This is a genomic window from Streptomyces sp. NBC_00249 (assembly GCF_026342355.1).
Taxonomy (GTDB): Bacteria; Actinomycetota; Actinomycetes; order Streptomycetales; family Streptomycetaceae; genus Streptomyces.
On record NZ_JAPEMV010000001.1, the window covers coordinates 432,223 to 449,725 of the forward strand.

A 17,503-nucleotide genomic window follows, 5' to 3' on the forward strand; every position below is an offset into this window, starting at 1 on the left:
TGGAGTTTGGTTGAGGTTCTAGCGTGGGGGTCATGGACATGGAAGTCACCGCCTGGACCTCGCTGCACAGCGCGATCAACGCCCAGCAGGGCCGTCACCCGATCTCCCGGGCGAGCCTGCGCCGGATCGCGGCCTTCGCCCGCCCGCACCGGCGCGGCCTGACCCTCTTCCTGCTGCTGAGCGTGGTCGGCGCGCTGCTGGCGGTGGCCACGCCGCTGCTGGCCAGCCGCATCGTCGATGCGATCGTGCAGGGCGGGGCCGGCGGTGCGGACGGCGCCGGAACCGGTGGGGGCGACACCGGGCACATCACCCGGCTCGCGCTGCTCATCGCGGTGATCGCCGTCGCCGAGGCGGCGCTCGGCCTGCTGACCCGCAAGCTCTCCTCGACCCTCGGCGAGGGGCTGATCCTCGACCTGCGGACGGCGGTCTTCGACCACGTCCAGCGGATGCCGGTCGCCTTCTTCACCCGGACCCGCACCGGCGCGCTGGTCAGCCGCCTGAACAACGACGTCATCGGCGCCCAGCGGGCCTTCAGCAACACCCTCTCGGGGGTGGTCGCCAATACGGTGACCCTGCTGCTGACCCTCGCGGTGATGCTGGGCATCTCCTGGCAGATCACCCTGCTGGCCCTGGTCCTGCTCCCGGTGTTCGTCCTGCCGGCCCGCCGGATGGGGGCCCGGATGGCCGGGATGCAGCGCGAGGCGTCCACCCTGAACGCCGCGATGGGCACGCAGATGACCGAGCGGTTCTCCGCCCCCGGCGCCACCCTCGTGAAGCTGTTCGGGCGCCCGGCCGACGAGTCCGCCGAGTTCGCGGCCCGCGCCGCCCGGGTGCGGGACATCGGGATCCGTACGGCCATGGCCCAGTCGGCCTTCATCACCGCCCTCACCCTGGTCTCCGCCCTGGCCCTCGCGCTGGTCTACGGCCTCGGCGGGTACTACGCGGTGCGCGGCAGCCTGGAGGCCGGCTCCGTCGTGGCCCTCGCCCTGCTCCTGACCCGGCTCTACGCGCCGCTGACCGCGCTCGCCGGGGCCCGCGTCGAGGTCATGAGCGCCATGGTCAGCTTCGAGCGGGTCTTCGAGATCCTGGACCTGGAGCCGCTGATCGCCCAGAAGCCCCACGCCCGTACGCTGCCCGACGGCCCGGTGTCGGTGGAGTTCGACGGGGTCTCCTTCGGCTACCCCTCCGCCGACAAGGTCTCCCTCGCCTCCCTGGAGGAGGTCGCCACCCTCGACACCCGGGGCGGCACCGAGGTGCTGCACGAGGTGTCCTTCCGCGCCGAACCCGGCCAGATGGTCGCCCTCGTCGGCTCCTCGGGCGCCGGCAAGTCGACCATCGCCCAGCTGCTGCCGCGCCTGTACGACGCCGACGCGGGCGCGGTGCGCCTGGGCGGGGTGGACGTCCGCGATCTGACGGCCGACTCCATCCGCGACACCCTGGGCATGGTCACCCAGGACGGCCACCTCTTCCACGAGTCGGTACGGTCCAACCTGCTGCTGGCCCGGCCCGGCGCCGACGAGGAGGAGATCTGGGAGGCCCTGCGCCGCTCCCGCCTGGACGGGCTCGTCGCCTCCCTCCCGGACGGCCTCGACACGGTGGTCGGCGAGCGCGGCTACCGCCTCTCGGGCGGCGAACGGCAGCGGCTGACCATCGCCCGGCTGCTGCTGGCCCGCCAGCGGGTGGTGATCCTCGACGAGGCGACGGCCCACCTGGACTCCACCTCGGAGGCGGCCGTCCAGGAAGCCCTGGCCGAGGCCCTGGCCGGGCGTACCGCCGTGGTGATCGCGCACCGGCTCTCCACCGTGCAGGCCGCCGACCTGATCCTGGTGGTGGAGGACGGCCGGATCGTGGAGCGCGGTACGCACACCGAGCTGCTGGCGGCCGCGGGCCGGTACGAGGAGCTGTACCGGACGCAGTTCGCCGGTGCGGGCGGCCGCGCGCCGGGCGGCGCCGTGGCCCCCTCGGGCGCATGATGGCCGGACGGCCCCGGCCGCCCCGGGGCCGCCGCCGACCCTGGAGAACGTGATGGACATCAAGCTGGAACTGGTCGCCGTCCCCGTCACCGACGTCGACCGGGCCAAGGCCTTCTACGAGCGGATCGGCTTCCACGCCGACCACGACGTCACCGTCAGCGAGGACGTCCGCTTCGTCCAGCTGACCCCGCCGGGCTCGGCCTGCTCGATCGCCGTCGGCAAGGGGCTCACCCGGATGACCCCGGGGTCCCTGGACAACATGCAGGTGGTCGTCACCGACATCGAGGAGGCGTACGCGGACCTCAGGAACCGGGGCGTGGAGGTGACGGAGATCCAGGACATGCCCTGGGGTTCCTTCGTCTACTTCTCCGACCCCGACGGCAACGGCTGGGCCGTCCAGCAGACCACCCCGCGCACCGCCTCGGACTGAGCCCGCCGGGCCCGCAGGGGGTTCAGCTCCAGGCCAGTTGGGCGCGGGCGCGCTGGGCCCGGCCGTGGCGGACGCCCTCCGCGAAGGCCGCCTCGTACGCCCGGTCCCCGAGGACGCTGCGGGCGGTGCGCTCGAACTCCTGGCGTACGGGCCCCAGTTCCGGGGTTCCGCGCTGCGGGTGGCCGACCGCCTGCCAGTAGGCGTACCCGGTGCCGTAGGCGTGCGCGGCGGCCGCCTCGTCGCCGTTCGCGGCCCGGGCGGCGGCGAGCAGGTCGAGGCCGAGGGCGGTGCCGAAGATGTCGCCGATCTCCCGTTTGCCCTCCAGCATGGCTTCGGCGTGCGCGGCGGACTCGGCGGGGCGGCCCTCGAACAGGCTGATGAGCGCCAGCTGGTAGTCGGCGTAGGACCGCATCCACTGCTCCTGGCGGATCACGCACCCCTCGCGCAGGGACTGCGCCTCGGCGCGGGCGTCGGCGAACAGGCCGGTGCCGGTGAGCGCGAAGACCCGTACGAGGTGGCAGCGCAGCCGGGAGGCGGAGTCGAAGGGGGTGCCGGGGACGGCCTCCAGGACGTTGTCGGCGACGATCCGGGCGGCCAGCGGGCGGCCCGCCAGCAGGTGGCTCAGGCCCAGCAGGTACGCGGCGTCGAGCGCGGCCTGCGGTTCGGCGTCGGCCCGGCCCACGGCGAGGGCCTCGCAGCCCACCGCGAGCCGGTGGGCCTCCTCCTGCTCGCCCTGGAGCAGGAGGGCCACGCCGAGGGCCCACAGGGCGCGGACCCGGGCGGCCGGGTCGGCGTCCTCGGGCCGGGTGGCGGCCAGGGCCCGTTCCAGGTAGCCGCGCGCGACGTGCAGGTAGCCGCAGCAGGCCCAGAAGAAGCCGACGCGGCCGACGAGTTCGAGGGCGGTGGCGGGGGCGGTGGCCAGGTAGTGGTCGAGGGCGGCGCACAGGTCCCCGTGCCCGGCGGCGACCCGCCGGTAGGCTGCGCGCTGGCGGGGTCCGAGCCAGTCCCGTTCCGCCGCGCGCGCCAGGCCCAGGAAGTGGGCCGCGTGCCGGTCGCGCAGCACCTCGCGCTCTCCGGCCTCGGCCTGCCACATGGCCCCGTACTCCCGGATCGTGTCGAGCATGCGGTAGCGGGTCCGGCCCGGGACGCGGCGTACGACGGACTTGGCGACCAGTGCGGCGAGCAGCGGCGGCACCTCCTCCTCGGTGAGCGGGGGCGCGGAGCACACGGCGCGCGCGGTGTCCTCGTCGAAGGCGCCGCCGAAGACGGACAGCCGCAGCCACAGCAGCCGTTCGCGCGGGGTGCACCACTCGTGGCTCCAGCCGATGGCGGTGCGCAGGGCCCGGTGGCGGGGCGGGCGGGTGTCGCGGCGGCCGGACAGCGGGCCGATGCGGCGGGCGAGCCGGTCGGCGAGTTCCTCGACGGTGTGGTCCGTCAACTGCGCGGCGGCGAGTTCCAGCGCGAGGGGTACCCCTTCGAGGCGGGCACAGATCGCGCGGGCGGCGGCGAGCCGCTCCGGGTTCCACGGCGGGGCCTGTCCGGGGCGGACGGTGCGGGCCCGTGCGGCGAAGAGTGCGAGGGCCTCGCCGGCGTCGGCCTCGTAGGGCAGCGGGCCGAGTTCCAGTACGTGTTCGCCGGCCAGTCCCAGCGGCTCGCGGCTGGTCAGGAGCAGGACGAGGTGGGGGGCGTGGTCCAGGAGGTCCCGTACGAGGGTCCGTACGGCGGCGGTGAGGTGTTCGCAGCAGTCCAGGACGAGGAGCAGCCGGCGTCCACCGATCCAGGCGTGCACGGCTTCGGCGAGGGTGCGTGCGGTGTGGTCGGCGAGGTCGAGGGCGTCGGCGACCGTGTTCACGAGCAGCCGTTCGCCGGGCAGCGGGGAGAGGTCGGCCCAGTGGGTCCCGTCGGGGAAGGGCCCGGCGGGGCCCGCGGCGGCGGTCGCGGCCTGCCGGGCCAGGCGGGTCTTGCCGACGCCGCCGGGCCCGGTGAGGGTGATCAGCCGCCGCCCGGTCAGGGCCTCGCTCAGCGCGGCCAGTTCGCCGTCGCGACCGACGAAGGGGGCGGGTCCGTCGGCGTTCTCCCCGGTATGTCCCAGCAGCACGGGCCCAGTGTGGCCCAAGCCCGGGGGCCGCGGGTACCGGCAGGGCGGTGCGGGGAGGTCGGGGAAGGTCCGGGGAGGTCCTACGGGGCGAGGACGTCGAGTCCGTCCAGGGCGCCGAGGGCGATCTGCCGGGTCAGTGCCTCGGCGCGGGCCGCGTCGCCTTCGCGGACGGCTTCGGCGACCCGTACGTGCAGGGTGACGGCGGCCGGGTCGGGGTCGTGGAACATCACGGAGTGCTGGGTGCGGCCGGTGAGGACCTCGGCGACGACGTCGCCCAGCCGGGCGAACATCTCGTTGCCGGAGGCGTTGAGCACGGTCCGGTGGAAGGCGATGTCGTGGTGGAGGTAGCCCTCCAGCTGGTGGCCGCGGGAGGTGCGGACCATGCCGAGGGCCGCCTCGGTGAGCTGTGCGCACTGCTCGGGGGTGGCGCGGGCGGCGGCGAGTCCGGCGGCGACGGGTTCGACGGCCGAGCGCAGCACGGTCAGGGAGCGGAGCTGGCGCGGCCGGTCGGTGCCGGCGAGCCGCCAGCGGATGACGCGGGGGTCGTAGACGTTCCACTCCTCTGTGGGGCGGACGGTGACGCCGACCCGGCGGCGGGACTCGACGAGCTGCATCGACTCCAGGACGCGGACCACCTCGCGGACGACGGTGCGGGAGGCGTCGAAGCGTTCGGCGATCTCGTCGGTGCGCAGGACGCTGCCGGGCGGGTGGTCGCCCGCCGTGATCGCGAGGCCGAGGGTGTCCAGCACCTGGGAGTGGAGTCCTTGCCCCGGACTGCCTTCGGTGGTCATGGCGTAAGCGTACGGCGACTCCCCGGACAACAAATGATGTGATGTTTTACCGCAGGACCCTTGAATAAGTACTACTTAATGCGCTTCGGTGATGCTCCCCCGGGCCTCCCCCTCCCGGGCCGATGTCGACGAGGACAGCGAGGTACGACGTGAGCTCCCAGCGCGTCATTGTGGTGATGGGCGTGGCCGGCACGGGCAAGTCGACCGTGGGCCGGCTGCTCGCGGAAGAGCTCGGCCTCCCCTACGCGGAGGGCGACGCCTTCCATCCGGCGGCCAACGTAGCCAAGATGTCGGCCGGTACCCCGCTGGACGACGCGGACCGGCTGCCCTGGCTGGACGCGATCGGCGAGTGGATCCGCAACCGGGCCGGGCGCGGCGGCGGCGTGGTGGCCGCCTCCTGCCTCAAGCGGGCCTACCGCGACCGACTGCGCGCCACCGCCCCCGGGGCGGTGTTCGTCCACCTCACCGGGGACCGGGAGCTGGTCGGGCGGCGGATGGCGGACCGCAAGGGCCACTTCATGCCCACCTCGCTGCTGGACTCCCAGTTCGCCGTGCTCGAACCGCTCCAGGCGGACGAGCCCGGCACCGCCGTCGACGTCACCGGCACCCCCGAAGAGATCACCGCGCGGGCGCTGGCCGCCCTGCGCGCCCTCTGACGGGCCCCTCCCCCGCCCCTGAAAGGAAGCACCCCCGTGACAGGTCTCAGCGTCGCGACGGTCGCGGAGCCGGTGGCGAGGCGGATGGCCACCGCGATCAGCCAGGCCAGCAGCAGGGTGGGGATCGCCCAGTCCTTCGACAGGTCCAGGATCATCTGTCCGACACCCACGCCGATCAGGGTCTGCTTGAAGCCGCCGCCCGCGCCCCTGTCGCTGGTCCTGTGACCCGGGGCAGGGACTCAGCGCCGCCGGGGATCCGCCCCGTCGAGCTGGGCCGCCGCCAGGGCGAAACCGTCGGCCGCCGTGGCGCAGCGGTCGGCGAGGGCGGACACCTCCGCGCGGAAGGCCTCGGCCTGCGGGCCGCGCCAGTCGAGGGCCGCCAGGCCGGCGCGGAGCCGGCCGGCGTGGGAGCGCAGGGCGGCGGAATGGGTGCGCAGGCCGTCGGCCGGGGCGGGCCCGTGCCCAGGGGGGCAGTCGTTCACGGGCTCCTCCAGGAGGACGGGTCCGCCGCGCGGAGCGGCAGGAGACGGGTACCCGTGACCGTTCCCTCGATGGCGGCGGCGTCCGGCACGGCCGCCGGGACGACCCGGGTGCGGGGGTCGGCGGGTGCGCGGTCGTCGGCCGGGGAGCCGGTGGCGACGACGTGCGTGACGGCGTAGACGGCGGTGAACTCCCGGTCCCGGGCCAGGTCCATGGCGGTGACCGCGCCCAGCCGGTGCCCGACCAGCGCGAGCCCGGTCCCGGAGGGGACCACCGCCCGCAGGACGCGGGCCACTTCGGCGGCGTACGGGGCGTCGCGGTCGCCGAGCTGGACGACGTGACGGGCCCTGCCGTCGGGCGCGGTGACCCGCTGGACCAGCAGCGTGTCGGCGACGCCGAGCAGGGCGGTGTTGCGCAGGTAGCCCTCCAGCGTGCCGGAGGTGTCGAGCGCCTCCAGGAGCCCCACGCCCGGGGTGCACACCGTGCCCGGGCCCGGATCGCGGGAGAAGAGGGAACGCAGGGCGGCGCCGAGCCCGAGCAGGGGTTCGGCGGTCACGGCCCGGCCGGTGGCGACCTGCCAGCCCGCGTGGTCGTTGAAGGGGTTCTCGTCGGTCAGGGCGTGCCAGGCCAGGATGTCCGCGAAGGTCGGGGCCAGCAGCGTGAACGCCTGCCCGGCGCCCCGCTCGCGCAGCAGCGTACGGAAGGCGCGGGCCGCCTCGGCCTGGCGGTCCTCGGCCACCGCCCGCAGGACGGCGGCGCAGTGCGGGTCGGCGAGCAGATCGGGGCGGCCCAGGCCCGCGACGCGGATCCGGGCCTTCAGTCCGCAGACGGCGGTGCTCACCGCGAGGCTCTCCCGGCCGGCCAGGATCCCGGCGAGCCATCCGGCCCGCGCCACGCCCCGCCCGCGCGGGGCCCAGCCGAGCCCGGCCGGGTCGGTGAGGGTGCGGAGCAGGGTGTGCCAGGCACGTCGGCGGCGGGCTCCCCCGTTGCCCCGGCCCACGAGGGCCCGGGCGGGCAGCCGGGTACCGAGTGCGAGCCCGGAGGCGTACCGGGAGGCCTCGCCGACGGCGTCGGCGGCCTCGGCCAGCTCCCGGCAAAGGGCGTCGAGCGTGTCGACGTCCGGGTCGGTGGCCCGGGCGGTCACGGCGTCGGACATGGGATCCTCGCGTGGTGCGGCAGGGGCGGGCGCGGGCCGGCCTCGGCACGGCCGGACGTCCGCGTACGGTCACATCGCCATCACCGTACGTCGCTCCCGTGGGGTGCGCGCTCCGACTGCGCTACGGGAGTGGGTCGGGCCCCGTGAGCTGGGCGGCAGCGTCCAGGCCGGTGGCGAGGTAGTCGGTGAAGACCTCGTTGTGCAGGGCCCAGGGGGAGCGCCCCCGCCGGACGAGCCGGACGGCCTCCTCGGGCGGGCTGCCCCGGCCGACGAGGCACTGGGCGACGACCAGGCCCGAGCGGTTGTACCCGTAGAAACAGCGCACGAGGGTGCGGCGGCCTTCGTCGAGGGCCCGGCCCGCGCTGTCCGCCAGGTGCCGGACGGTGTGGAGCTGTGCGGCGTTCAGCGGTGCGTCGGGGACCTCCCCGACGAGGTGTTCGACACCGGGGTCGGGGCCGTGGCCGGGCCGGGTGAAGAGGCTGATCACGAGGTCGAACTCGTCGGTGACGACGGCGGAGCGCTGTTCCCCGGCGGGGTCGGACCAGACGTGGCCGCCCATCCAGAGGCCGGGGGTGATCTCGTCCCAGGGCGTCGCGGGGCAGGGTGCGTCGGGGTTCTTCCAGCGGAGCTTCACCATCGTCCCCGGAGCGTACAACAGGGCTTCAGAGGGCGGTAGTTGCCCCGAAGACCGCTTCCCGGAACGCGGTACGGAGGGAGCCCGCGGGGGTGCGGCCGGCGCCCGGCAGGAGCGCGGCCCAGCGGCCGTGGCGCGGGGACACCCACAGGGCGGGGCCGGCGCCGTCCGCGGGGTGGTGGGTCCAGACCCCGGCGGGGGCGGGGTGCCAGAGCAGGCCGCGGGCGGGGGTGAGCTCGCCGGTGCGGATCCGCAGGGACTCGGCGGTCCACGCCCGGGGGATGGGGTGGTCGGCGGTGGACAGCAGGTGGCGCAGGAAGCGGGCGAGGTCGGACAGGGGCGCGTGCAGGGTCGCGCCGACGGGGCGGGTGCCGGTCATGCCGAGGGGCCGCCAGATCCGGGCGGCGGCGTACGCGGCGGGCGGGCTGCCGGCGAGGTGTTCGGCGAGGCGGGTGAGGGCGGCGAGGGCGTGCGGGCCGTCCGCGTGGGTGAGCAGGTGGTGGGCGGTGGTCCCGGCGGGCAGCCCGGCCGCGGCGTCGGCCGTGTAGGCGCTGACGGGGGTGTGCAGGGTCAGTTCCCCGCACGTGACGAGGCTGCCGAGGACGGGCCAGAGCGCGAGCACCGCCGCGAGCCCGCCGACGTCGTGCGGGGTGTCGGCGGCCCCGTCGGGGAGGCCGGTGTGGACGGTGTCCGCCGACCCCGCCGCCCAGACGGCGTCCGGGTCGGCGGAGCGGACGAGGGCCTCGATCCGGCCGGCCTGCTCGCTCGGTGGCGTCATGGGCGGCACGCTACGTCGGCCCGTGCGGCCTTCCCGGAGCCGCGCGCGGCGGTTCACCGGGAAGTCACCGCCCGCCACCCGAATGCACGGGTGGCGGGCGGCGGCGGAGCGGGGCGGGGCGGGGCGGGGCGGGGGTTACGGCTTGTCGGGCCGGTCGGTCACCCGCAGGGTGCTGATCAGGGGCTTGCCGTAGCCCTTGTGCGTGACGAAGCGGACGTTCAGCACGCCGTCCGTGACGGTGACCGTGTAGGTCCTGGTCAGGGCCGTGTAGGTGCCCGCCTCCAGGGAGATGTCCAGGGAGGGCAGGACCTGGGCGCCCTCGGCGAGGACGTCGAAGACCCGCTTGTCGGGCCGGGCGTCCGACAGTTCGGCGAAGCCCAGCTCCACGGTGTACGTGCCGTTCGGGACGTTGTCGAAGCGGTACTCGTACATGTTTTCGCGGGCGGTGCGGAAGAGCCGCTGGTCGGTCGTGCCGGCGATGGTGCGGCCGGTGGAGCGGACGGTGGAGCTGCCCTGGTAGCCGTACGAGCCGGCCGTGTAGGCGCGGTCCGGGGACCAGGAGTCGCCCAGGGCGTCGGTGGCCGCCTGCTCGGATCCCGCGTCCAGGGCGGCCTGGTAGCGCGGGACGACGATCTTCACGGGCACGGTGAGGACCGGGGAGCGGCCGCTGTCCGAGGTGATCCGCAGGCCGGTGCTGAGGACGGTGCCCGGGGTGAGTCCGGTGGTGTCCGCCGTGAGGGTGAGGGTGGACCTGCCGCCCGTCGGGAGGGTGCCGTCGGCCGGGGTGGCCGTGAGCCAGGCGGCGTCCTCGGACACGGCGAAGGCCGAGCCGAGCCCGGGGTTGGTGAGGTCGACGGTGCGGGTGCGCCGCTGCCCGGCGGGCAGCACGATCTCGACCGAGGGCTTGGCGGCGGTGACCTTGCCGGTGCGCAGGGACCGGTCCGCCGTCGTCACGTCGGCCGCCTTGACCTCGACGGCCGCCTGGGCCGGCTCGTAGGACGGGGCCGTCAGGGTCACCGTGCGCGGGCCGGAGGCGCTCTGGACGACGTAGCCGCCGTCGGCGGCGGTGGTGGCGGAGACGGCGGTGTCCCCGCTGCCGACGGTCACGGTGGCGCCGGCGACGCCGTTGCCGTCGTTGGCGTCGAGGACCCGGCCCGTGACGACGCCGCTGCGGGTGGTGCGGAAGGCGACGGACAGGCCGTCGGTGAGGACCGGGGTGTTGAAGGAGTAGCGGAAGGCGTCGGTGCCGGTGGCGTTCTCCACGCCGACGGTGGCGGTGGAGCCGCCCTTGATGCCGGTGCCGCCGGTTCCCTTGTAGGAGTAGGTGACGGTGCCGTCCTCGCCGATGGCGGCCGAGAAGGAGAAGGTGTCGGCCTGCGCCGACCAGTGGGAGACCGCGCGCCACTCGATCACGTAGCTGCGGTGCGGGGCGGTGCCGGTGACGGCGGTGAAGACGCCGGAGCCGCTGCCGGCGGGGCCGACGACGAGGTCGTCCCAGAAGGGGTAGAGGGCCGCGTTGGGCGTGCTCGTGGAAGGCAGGTCGCCGTTGGTGTCCCCGGTGTGGTTGCCGCCGAAGCTGACGGTGCCGTTGGTGCCGATCCAGGCCTGCCCGTACGTCTTTCCGTACAGCGGCAGCGGGAAGGGCAGGTCGACGCGCTCGGTGGTGTTGTCGCCGGTCAGGGCGAGGCGCTGGTCCCCGGCGGGGTACGGGCGGCCGCTCGCGGTGGCGCAGGCGTAGCCGTAGCCGTCGGCGCGCTCGGGCAGGGTCACGGTGACGGTGGTGTCCCCGGCGACGGTGGCCTTCGCCGTGCCGCCGGTGACGCAGCGCGAGGAGTGGGTGGCGTTCACGTCGTAGGTGCCGTGCGGGAGGGTCACCTCGAAGCGGCCCCGGTCGTCGGTGGTGGCGGTCACCGGGGTGCCGGCGACGGTCACGGCCGCGCCGGCGGCGGGTCCTGCGGGCCCGGAGACGGTGCCGGTGAGGGTGCCGGAGGGCGCGCGGGCGAGGGTGAAGTCGCCGGTGGCGGTGGCGTTCTCGGAGACCGTCGCGCTCGCGTCGCGCTGCCCGTAGCCGAACTTCGAGGCGGTCAGGGCGTAGGCGCCGACCGAGAGGGCCGGGAAGCGGTAGCTGCCGTCGGCCGCGGTGGTCGTCGTACGGGCGATCGGGCCGTCGGCGGTGACCTTGGCGCCGGCGACGGGCTCGCCGCCCTCGGCGCGTACGGTGCCGGCGAGCGCGCCGACCGCGCCGCGCGGGGCGGCGGTCACCGCGGCCAGGGCGTCGAGGCGGCCCTCGCCGAAGACGTTGTTGTCGGCGGTGGTGCCGCCGCACTGGCCGCTGTCGGTGTCCTGGGCGGTGCCGTCGAGGAGGGCCTCGGTCTGGGCGACGTCACCGGCGAGGGAGGGCGCGGCCGACCACAGCAGGGCCACGGTGGCGGCGGTGTGCGGGGAGGCCATGGAGGTGCCGGAGAAGGACTCGTAGGCCCCGCCGGGCACGGAGGAGCGGACGTTGACGCCGGGCGCCGCGATGTTCGGCTTGACGATGCCGCCCGGGCCCGCGCCGCGCGAGGAGAACGGGGCGATGGCGTTGTTCACGTCGAAGGCGCCGGAGCTGTAGGAGTGCGCGTAGTCGCCGGGCGAGCCGCTGGTGGAGCAGTTCGGGCCGGAGTTGCCGTTGGAGAAGGCGGGGAAGATCCCGGCGGCCCGCCAGGTGTCGACGATCTGCTGGTACCAGTCGTCGTGCGCCGAGCTGCCCCAGGAGTTGTTGACGACGTGCGGGGCGAGGTCGGGCCGCGGGTTCTGGCCGTTCAGGTCGGTCGGGGCGACGATCCACTGGCCGGCGGCGAGGAGGGAGGCCTCGGAGCAGGAGTTGCTCTCGCAGCCCTTCGCCGCGATCCACCGGGCGCCGGGGGCCACGCCGATCTTGTTGGCTCCGCCGTCGTCACCGACCATGGTGCCCATCGTGTGGGTGCCGTGGTCGTTGTTGTCGCAGGGCGCGGCGCCCGCGCAGATCCCGGCCGGGTCGAACCAGTTGTGGTTGTGGTCGTAGCTGCCGTCGGCGTTCCTGCCCCGGTACCGGCCCGCCACGGCCGGGTGGGTGTGGTCGACGCCGCTGTCGATGTTGGCGACGACGATGCCCTCGCCGCGTACGCCGAGCTGGTCCCAGACCTGCGGGGCCTTGATCCGGTCGATGTTCCATTCGACGGCGTCGGCGGTCTTCTCCCGGGTGCCCACGGCGGGCGCGGGGAGGGTGACCTTGTCGTCGGCGTCGATCCGGGAGACCTCGGGGCGCTGGGCGAGGGACCCGGCGAGCTTGCGGCCGCCGACGACGCGGACCGCGTTGACGATCCAGTACGAGGTGTACTCGGCGTGCGCTCCGTCCAGGGCCTTCAGCAGCTCGGCCTGGCTGCGTGCGGCATGGTCCCGCTTCAGCCGCAGAACCGTTTCTGCTTTGGCCGTGCGGGTCGTCCGCCGTCCCGCCTCGGTGAGGTCGGCCGCGCTGTCCAGGTAGACCCAGAAGACGGCCTTGTCGGAGGCGTCGAGCTGGGCGCCGAGCGCGGGCTCGATCTTGCGCCCGTCCGCGCCCGGGGCGGGCCCGGGCGCGGGAGCGGCGGAGGCGAGCCCCGCGCCGAGGGGAAGGAGCAGGGCCGAGGTGAGGGCGGCGAGCCCCGCCCGTAAGGATCGTCGTCGGTCGCGTTGTGCCACGTGTGGTCTCCTCGTACGCCGTGTGCGGGTCGTGCGGGAAGGGACGCCCGTGGCCGGTGGTCGGGGGGCGCCCCCGGTGACGTGCGCGGTCATGGTGAGCGAGGTGCCGTGCTCACGACAAGAGGGCCTCATGAGCCACATCCGGCGCCGTGGCTAGGCCGTCTCTCGCGGGCCGGGATCCGGAGGGGACGGTCCGGGCCCGCCGGGTGGCCCTTCCGGGCGCGGCGGGCCAGCCTGGGGGGATGACCGCACCCGCGCCCGCGGTTCCGCTCGCCTCCGCCCGAGGCCGGTGGATCCTGCTCACCACCGTGCTCGGGTCGAGCATGGCGCTGCTGGACTCGACCGTGGTCAACGTGGCCCTGCCGCGCATCGGCCTGGACCTCGACGCCGACCTGGCGGTGCTCCAGTGGACGGTGAACGCCTACCTCGTGACCCTGGCCGGACTGATCCTGGTCGGCGGCGCGCTCGGCGACCGCTACGGGCGGCGCCGGATCTTCGTGCTCGGCGTGGTGTGGTTCGCGGCGGGCTCGCTGCTGTGCGGGATCGCGCCGAACGCCGGGGTGCTGATCGCCGCCCGCGCCCTGCAGGGCGTCGGCGGTGCGCTGCTGACGCCCGGTTCGCTCGCGCTGATCCAGGGCTCGATCCATCCCGACGACCGGGCCAGGGCGGTCGGCCTGTGGTCCGGGTTCGGGGGTGTCGGCGCGGCCGTGGGGCCCTTCCTGGGCGGCTGGCTGGTGGACGGGCCCGGCTGGCGGTGGGTGTTCCTGCTGAACGTGCCGCTGGCCGCGCTGTGCGTGCCGGTGGCGCTGCGGCACGTACCGGAGTCCCGGGATCCGCTGGCGCGCGGGCGGTTCGACGTGGCCGGGGCGGCGCTGGGCGCGGCGGCCCTGGCCCTGATCACGTACGCGCTGATCGAGGCCCGGTCCGGGTCGGTGTTCGTCCCCGTCGCGGCGGTGGGCGGGCTGCTGCTGGGCGTCGCCTTCGTGTACGTCGAGCGGCGGCGGCCGGATCCGATGGTCCCGCCGGACATCTTCGCCTCCCGCCAGTTCACCGCCGTCAACCTGGTCACGCTGTGCGTGTACGCGGCCTTCGGCGGCTTCTTCTTCCTCGTCGTGCTCCAGCTCCAGGTGGTGGCCGGCTACTCCGCCCTCGGGGCCGGGGCCGCGCTGCTGCCGACGACCGTGCTGATGCTGCTGCTGTCGGCGCGGTCGGCGGCCCTCGGGGAGCGGATCGGGCCGCGGATCCCGCTCACGGTGGGCCCGCTGCTGTGCGCGGCCGGGATGCTGCTGATGCTGCGGGTGGGCCCCGACGCCTCCTACGTCCGGGACGTGCTGCCCGCCATGGTGGTGATGGGGTCGGGCATGACGGCCCTGGTGGCCCCGCTGACCGCCACCGTGCTGTCCTCGGTGGACCCGGGCCGGGCGGGCCTGGCCAGCGGGATCAACAACGCCGCCGCGCGGGCCGCCGGCCTCCTCGCGGTGGCGGCGCTGCCGCTGCTGTCGGGGATGGACCCGGACGCGTACCTCTCCGCCGACGCCTTCGACGCGGCCTTCGACCGGGCCATGCCCTGGTGCGCCGGTGTGCTGGTGGTGGGCGCGGCGCTGGCCTGGACGACCGTACGCACCCCCGCGCCGGGGGCCCCGCACGCCCAGTGCCGCACCCAGTGCGCGGTCTGCGCCCCGCCGCTCGAACCGCCCGGGGACCGTCCCGCCCGGCCGCCGGCCTGATCCGGGACGGGGCGCGGTGTGCTGGAGCGCGGAGGCCGATCTGATGGCGGGGACGGTGGTCACCGCCGTCGGGGTCGTGTGCCTGGCCCATGTGCGCCGGTCCGCGACCTGCCCGTCGCCGCGCTGCCGGTGCTGCTGGCGGCGGCGCCGGTGGTACGGCGCCGGCTGTGGTGGCCGGCCGCCGCCGGGCTGGCCACCGCGGCCGTCCTCGCGTACTGCCTGGCGGCGGGTCCGGTGAGCGCCGAGGTGCGGGGGCGGGTCCTCGGGTACGGCGTGGACGTGCCGTACCCGCCGCTGGTCCTGGCCGGCTACCTCGGCGCCACCCTGGGATCCCTGCTGCTCTCGGGTGAGCGCCCGCTGCGGCTGCTGGGGGCGGTGCTGGCCGCCGGGGCGGTGCTGTGCGCGGCCCTGTGGCGCCTGGAGTTCGCCTCGACCTGGTGCGCCTTCGCGGCGGCGGCCTCGGTGCTGGTGCTCGGCTGGGTGCGGGGGCTCCGGACTACTGGTTCTGGCCGCCCAGGACGAAGAGCAGGTAGACGAAGAAGGCGAAGAGGTGGCCGACGAAGAGGTAGGCGACCAGTCGGATGACCAGGCCGCGCGGGAACTTCGACTCGATGCGCCCGATCAGGGTGACCGGCTGCTCCGGCTCCTCGGCGGCGGCGGGCGTGGCAGCGGGCTTCGGCGTTCCTGGCATGGGTACGGCTCCTCGCTCAGCGGTGGTGCGTGGTCGTGGTGGCGCCGCCGAGGCACAGCCCGGCGAGGCTGCTCTGGAGCAGCGTGTGGACGAACAGGAGCTCGGCCCCGCCGGCTTCGGCCGCGCCGATCCGGTGCGGGGTGAGGGAGTCGAAGTGCGCGCTGTCCCCCGGTTCCAGCAGGTGTTCGGTGTCCCCCAGGTGCAGCCGCAGCCGCCCGGTCAGTACGTACAGCCATTCCTCCCCGGGGTGGACGCGGACCAGTTCGCCCTGGCTGCGCCCGTGGGGGACGTGCACGCGCAGGGCCTGCATGCCGCGCCCGGGGCCGCCGGCCTGCCAGTACGTCCAGCCGTCGGCTTCTCGGGCGCCCGGTCCGCCGGCCCGTACGATGGGATCGGCGACGGCCGGGGTCTCGCCGAGCAGTTCGGAGACGGTCGTGCCGTAGGTGCGGGCGAGTCCGAGCAGCAGCGGCAGCGAGGGCTGGCGCCGGCCGGTCTCCAGCCGGGACAGGTGCGCGGGCGAGAGCCTCGCCCGGGCGGCGGCCGCCTCCAGGGTGAGTCCGGCGCGGCGGCGCAGGTCGCGCAGTTGCGGGGCCACGGCGGGCAGCTCGGCGGCGCCTTCGGGGTCGTCGGGGCCCGGGGGCTCCTCGTGGTCCTCCGGGGCCTCTGAACGGGGGTGCATACCCCGATTGAGCCAGAGACTTGCCTGTCTGGCAACTTCCTTGCCTCTGAGGCAAAATCAGGGGCTCCGGCCGCCCTGCTCCAGCACCCGCTCCACGGTATCGGCGTCCTCCGGGCCCTTGTCCGGGCGGTACCGCAGCACGCGGGCGAAGCGCAGGGCGACCCCCGCCGGGTAGCGCGGGGAGCGTTGCAGGCCGTCGTAGGCGATCTCCACCACCAGCTCGGGCCTGACCCGCACCGTGAACCCGTCGTCCCCGACCGCGAGCTCGCCGAGCCGCTCGGTCTGCCAGCGCAGCATCTCGTCGGTGAGGCCCTTGAAGGTCTTGCCGAGCATCGCGTACGTGCCGTCGGCGGCCCGCGCGCCCAGGTGCAGGTTCGACAGCAGGCCGGTGCGGCGGCCGTGGCCCCGTTCTGCGGCGAGGACGACGAGGTCGAGGGTGTGCACCGGTTTCACCTTCAGCCAGCGCTTGCCGCGCCGGCCCGCCTCGTACGCGGAGTCCAGGGCCTTGACCACGACCCCCTCGTGGCCCCGGTCCAGGGCCTCGCGCCAGAAGGCCTCGGCCTCGGCCGCCTGCGCCGCCGGGTCCTCGACGGCCAGCCGGCGGACCCGGGCGGCCCCGGGGACCAGCGCCGCCAGGTGTGCGTACCGCTCGCGGACGGGCAGGTCGAGCAGGACCCGGCCGTCCAGGGCGAGCACGTCGAAGAAGTAGGCGTCCACCGGCAGCCCCCGCCGCGCCGCCGCCACGTCCACCCGGGAGCCGACCCGGCTCGCGATCTCCTGGAAGGGAACGGGGCGCCCGTCGGGGCCCTGCCCGATGACCTCGCCGTCCAGGATGAACCGGTCCCCCGGCAGGCTCCGCGCCAGCTCGGCCACCTCCGGCAGCCGGTCGGTGATCTCGTCGAGGGACCGGGTGTGGATCCGTACCTCGTCGCCGTCGCGGTGGACCTGGACGCGGATCCCGTCGAGCTTCTCCTCCACCGCGCAGGGCCCGAGCGCGGTCAGGGCGTCGGCCACGGACCGGGAGGTTCCGGCCAGCATGGGCTGGACGGGCCGTCCCACGCGCAGGCTCACCCCGCGCAGCGCCCCGGCCCCCTCCGCGAGGACGGCCGCCGCCACCCGGGGCAGCGAGCCGTCCAGCATCACGGCCCGGCGCAGCGCGGCGGCCGGCACCCCGGCGGCGGCCGCGACCCCCTCCAGGGCCACGGCGTCGGAGGCGCCCTGGCGGACCTCCCCGGACAGCAGGCCGCGCAGGAAGCGCTGTTCCCCCTCGGTGGCGGCGCCGAGCAGGGCGGCCACGATCCGACGGCGTTCGGCCTGCGCGCCCGGGCCGCCGACGGCGGCCAGCTCCCGCACCGCCGCGTCGACGGCCGGGACGGTCAGGGTGGGCAGGGCGGCGGGGTCGGTGTCCTGGGCGAGGGCGCGCCAGCCGATGCCGGGTCGGCCCTGCGGGAGGCGGCCGGAGAGGTAGGAGACGACCGTCGCGGCCTCCTCGGCGGGGGCGGCCGCGAACAGCTCCGCGAGCAGGGCCGTCTTCCGGGACCGCGCGGAGGCGGCGGCGACCTCCCGGGACACGCGCGCGACCTCGGCCAGCAGCATGCGGTCCATCCTGCCGCCGCCGGCCCGCCCCCGCCAGGCGGTGTCCCGCCGGCGGGCCCGGGCCGGGCGGTGTACCGCGGGTGCGGTACGCGGGGCCGTGCGGGTACTCCTGGAG

15 protein-coding genes and 1 pseudogene are annotated in these 17,503 nt (G+C 75.5%); 5 read left to right on the top strand and 11 right to left on the bottom strand.

Annotated elements, in window-relative coordinates:
* Positions 1-32 precede the first annotated feature (32 nt).
* Positions 33-1,973: an ABC transporter ATP-binding protein gene (locus OOK31_RS02020; protein WP_267010563.1), complete on the top strand. Its 1,941-nt coding sequence runs from the start codon at positions 33-35 to the stop codon at positions 1,971-1,973.
* Between the two features lie 52 nt (positions 1,974-2,025).
* Positions 2,026-2,403 carry a VOC family protein gene (locus OOK31_RS02025; RefSeq protein ID WP_267010564.1) on the top strand — a complete coding sequence of 126 codons (378 nt, stop codon included), beginning with the start codon at positions 2,026-2,028 and terminating at the stop codon, positions 2,401-2,403.
* A gap of 22 nt (positions 2,404-2,425) precedes the next feature.
* On the opposite strand, the gene OOK31_RS02030 is transcribed toward OOK31_RS02025, so the two are convergent.
* Together OOK31_RS02030 and OOK31_RS02035 are read right to left on the bottom strand one after the other, a co-directional pair.
* Positions 2,426-4,501, bottom strand: coding sequence for an AAA family ATPase (locus OOK31_RS02030; protein ID WP_267010565.1), 2,076 nt, complete (start codon positions 4,499-4,501; stop codon positions 2,426-2,428).
* Positions 4,502-4,581: 80 nt separating this feature from the next.
* Positions 4,582-5,292: a FadR/GntR family transcriptional regulator gene (locus OOK31_RS02035; RefSeq protein WP_267010566.1), complete on the bottom strand. Its 711-nt coding sequence runs from the start codon at positions 5,290-5,292 to the stop codon at positions 4,582-4,584.
* A gap of 149 nt (positions 5,293-5,441) precedes the next feature.
* Here OOK31_RS02035 and OOK31_RS02040 point away from each other — a divergent pair, with 149 nt between their 5' ends.
* Entirely contained in the window at positions 5,442-5,948 is a 507-nt protein-coding gene (locus OOK31_RS02040) for a gluconokinase (protein WP_267010567.1), read from the top strand.
* A 47-nt stretch (positions 5,949-5,995) separates the two neighbouring features.
* Here OOK31_RS02040 and OOK31_RS02045 read toward each other — a convergent pair.
* From OOK31_RS02045 to OOK31_RS02070, 6 genes and pseudogenes are all read right to left on the bottom strand, one after another.
* Positions 5,996-6,154: pseudogene (locus tag OOK31_RS02045) on the bottom strand (gluconate transporter); the annotation flags it as partial.
* A gap of 33 nt (positions 6,155-6,187) precedes the next feature.
* Complete coding sequence (locus tag OOK31_RS02050) at positions 6,188-6,430, bottom strand: hypothetical protein (RefSeq protein ID WP_267010568.1); 243 nt, start codon at positions 6,428-6,430, stop codon at positions 6,188-6,190.
* Entirely contained in the window at positions 6,427-7,584 is a 1,158-nt protein-coding gene (locus tag OOK31_RS02055; RefSeq protein WP_267010569.1) for a hypothetical protein, read from the bottom strand. Before OOK31_RS02055 ends, OOK31_RS02050 begins: the two co-directional genes overlap by 4 nt.
* A 121-nt stretch (positions 7,585-7,705) precedes the next feature.
* A complete protein-coding gene (locus OOK31_RS02060) occupies positions 7,706-8,218 on the bottom strand; it encodes a protein phosphatase (protein WP_267011801.1) in 513 nt (170 codons plus the stop codon).
* A 28-nt stretch (positions 8,219-8,246) separates the two neighbouring features.
* Complete coding sequence (locus OOK31_RS02065) at positions 8,247-8,996, bottom strand: hypothetical protein (RefSeq protein ID WP_267010570.1); 750 nt, start codon at positions 8,994-8,996, stop codon at positions 8,247-8,249.
* A 135-nt stretch (positions 8,997-9,131) separates the two neighbouring features.
* Positions 9,132-12,695, bottom strand: coding sequence for a S8 family serine peptidase (locus OOK31_RS02070; protein ID WP_267010571.1), 3,564 nt, complete (start codon positions 12,693-12,695; stop codon positions 9,132-9,134).
* Between the two features lie 242 nt (positions 12,696-12,937).
* Here OOK31_RS02070 and OOK31_RS02075 point away from each other — a divergent pair, with 242 nt between their 5' ends.
* The gene (locus OOK31_RS02075) at positions 12,938-14,422 is read left to right on the top strand and encodes an MFS transporter (RefSeq protein WP_267010572.1); all 1,485 of its coding nucleotides are present in this window, start codon (positions 12,938-12,940) and stop codon (positions 14,420-14,422) included.
* A 78-nt stretch (positions 14,423-14,500) separates the two neighbouring features.
* The gene (locus tag OOK31_RS02080; RefSeq protein ID WP_323188171.1) at positions 14,501-15,007 is read left to right on the top strand and encodes a DUF6629 family protein; all 507 of its coding nucleotides are present in this window, start codon (positions 14,501-14,503) and stop codon (positions 15,005-15,007) included.
* On the opposite strand, the gene OOK31_RS02085 is transcribed toward OOK31_RS02080, so the two are convergent.
* Genes OOK31_RS02085 through OOK31_RS02095 form a run of 3 tightly spaced genes read right to left on the bottom strand, consistent with a single transcriptional unit; the run spans position 14,919 to position 17,388 of the window.
* Complete coding sequence (locus OOK31_RS02085) at positions 14,919-15,113, bottom strand: DUF6126 family protein (protein ID WP_267010573.1); 195 nt, start codon at positions 15,111-15,113, stop codon at positions 14,919-14,921. The genes OOK31_RS02080 and OOK31_RS02085 overlap by 89 nt on opposite strands.
* Positions 15,114-15,129: 16 nt before the next feature.
* Complete coding sequence (locus OOK31_RS02090) at positions 15,130-15,792, bottom strand: helix-turn-helix domain-containing protein (protein ID WP_267010574.1); 663 nt, start codon at positions 15,790-15,792, stop codon at positions 15,130-15,132.
* A gap of 57 nt (positions 15,793-15,849) precedes the next feature.
* Entirely contained in the window at positions 15,850-17,388 is a 1,539-nt protein-coding gene (locus OOK31_RS02095) for an ATP-dependent DNA ligase (RefSeq protein ID WP_267010575.1), read from the bottom strand.
* Between the last annotated feature and the right edge of the window lie 115 nt (positions 17,389-17,503).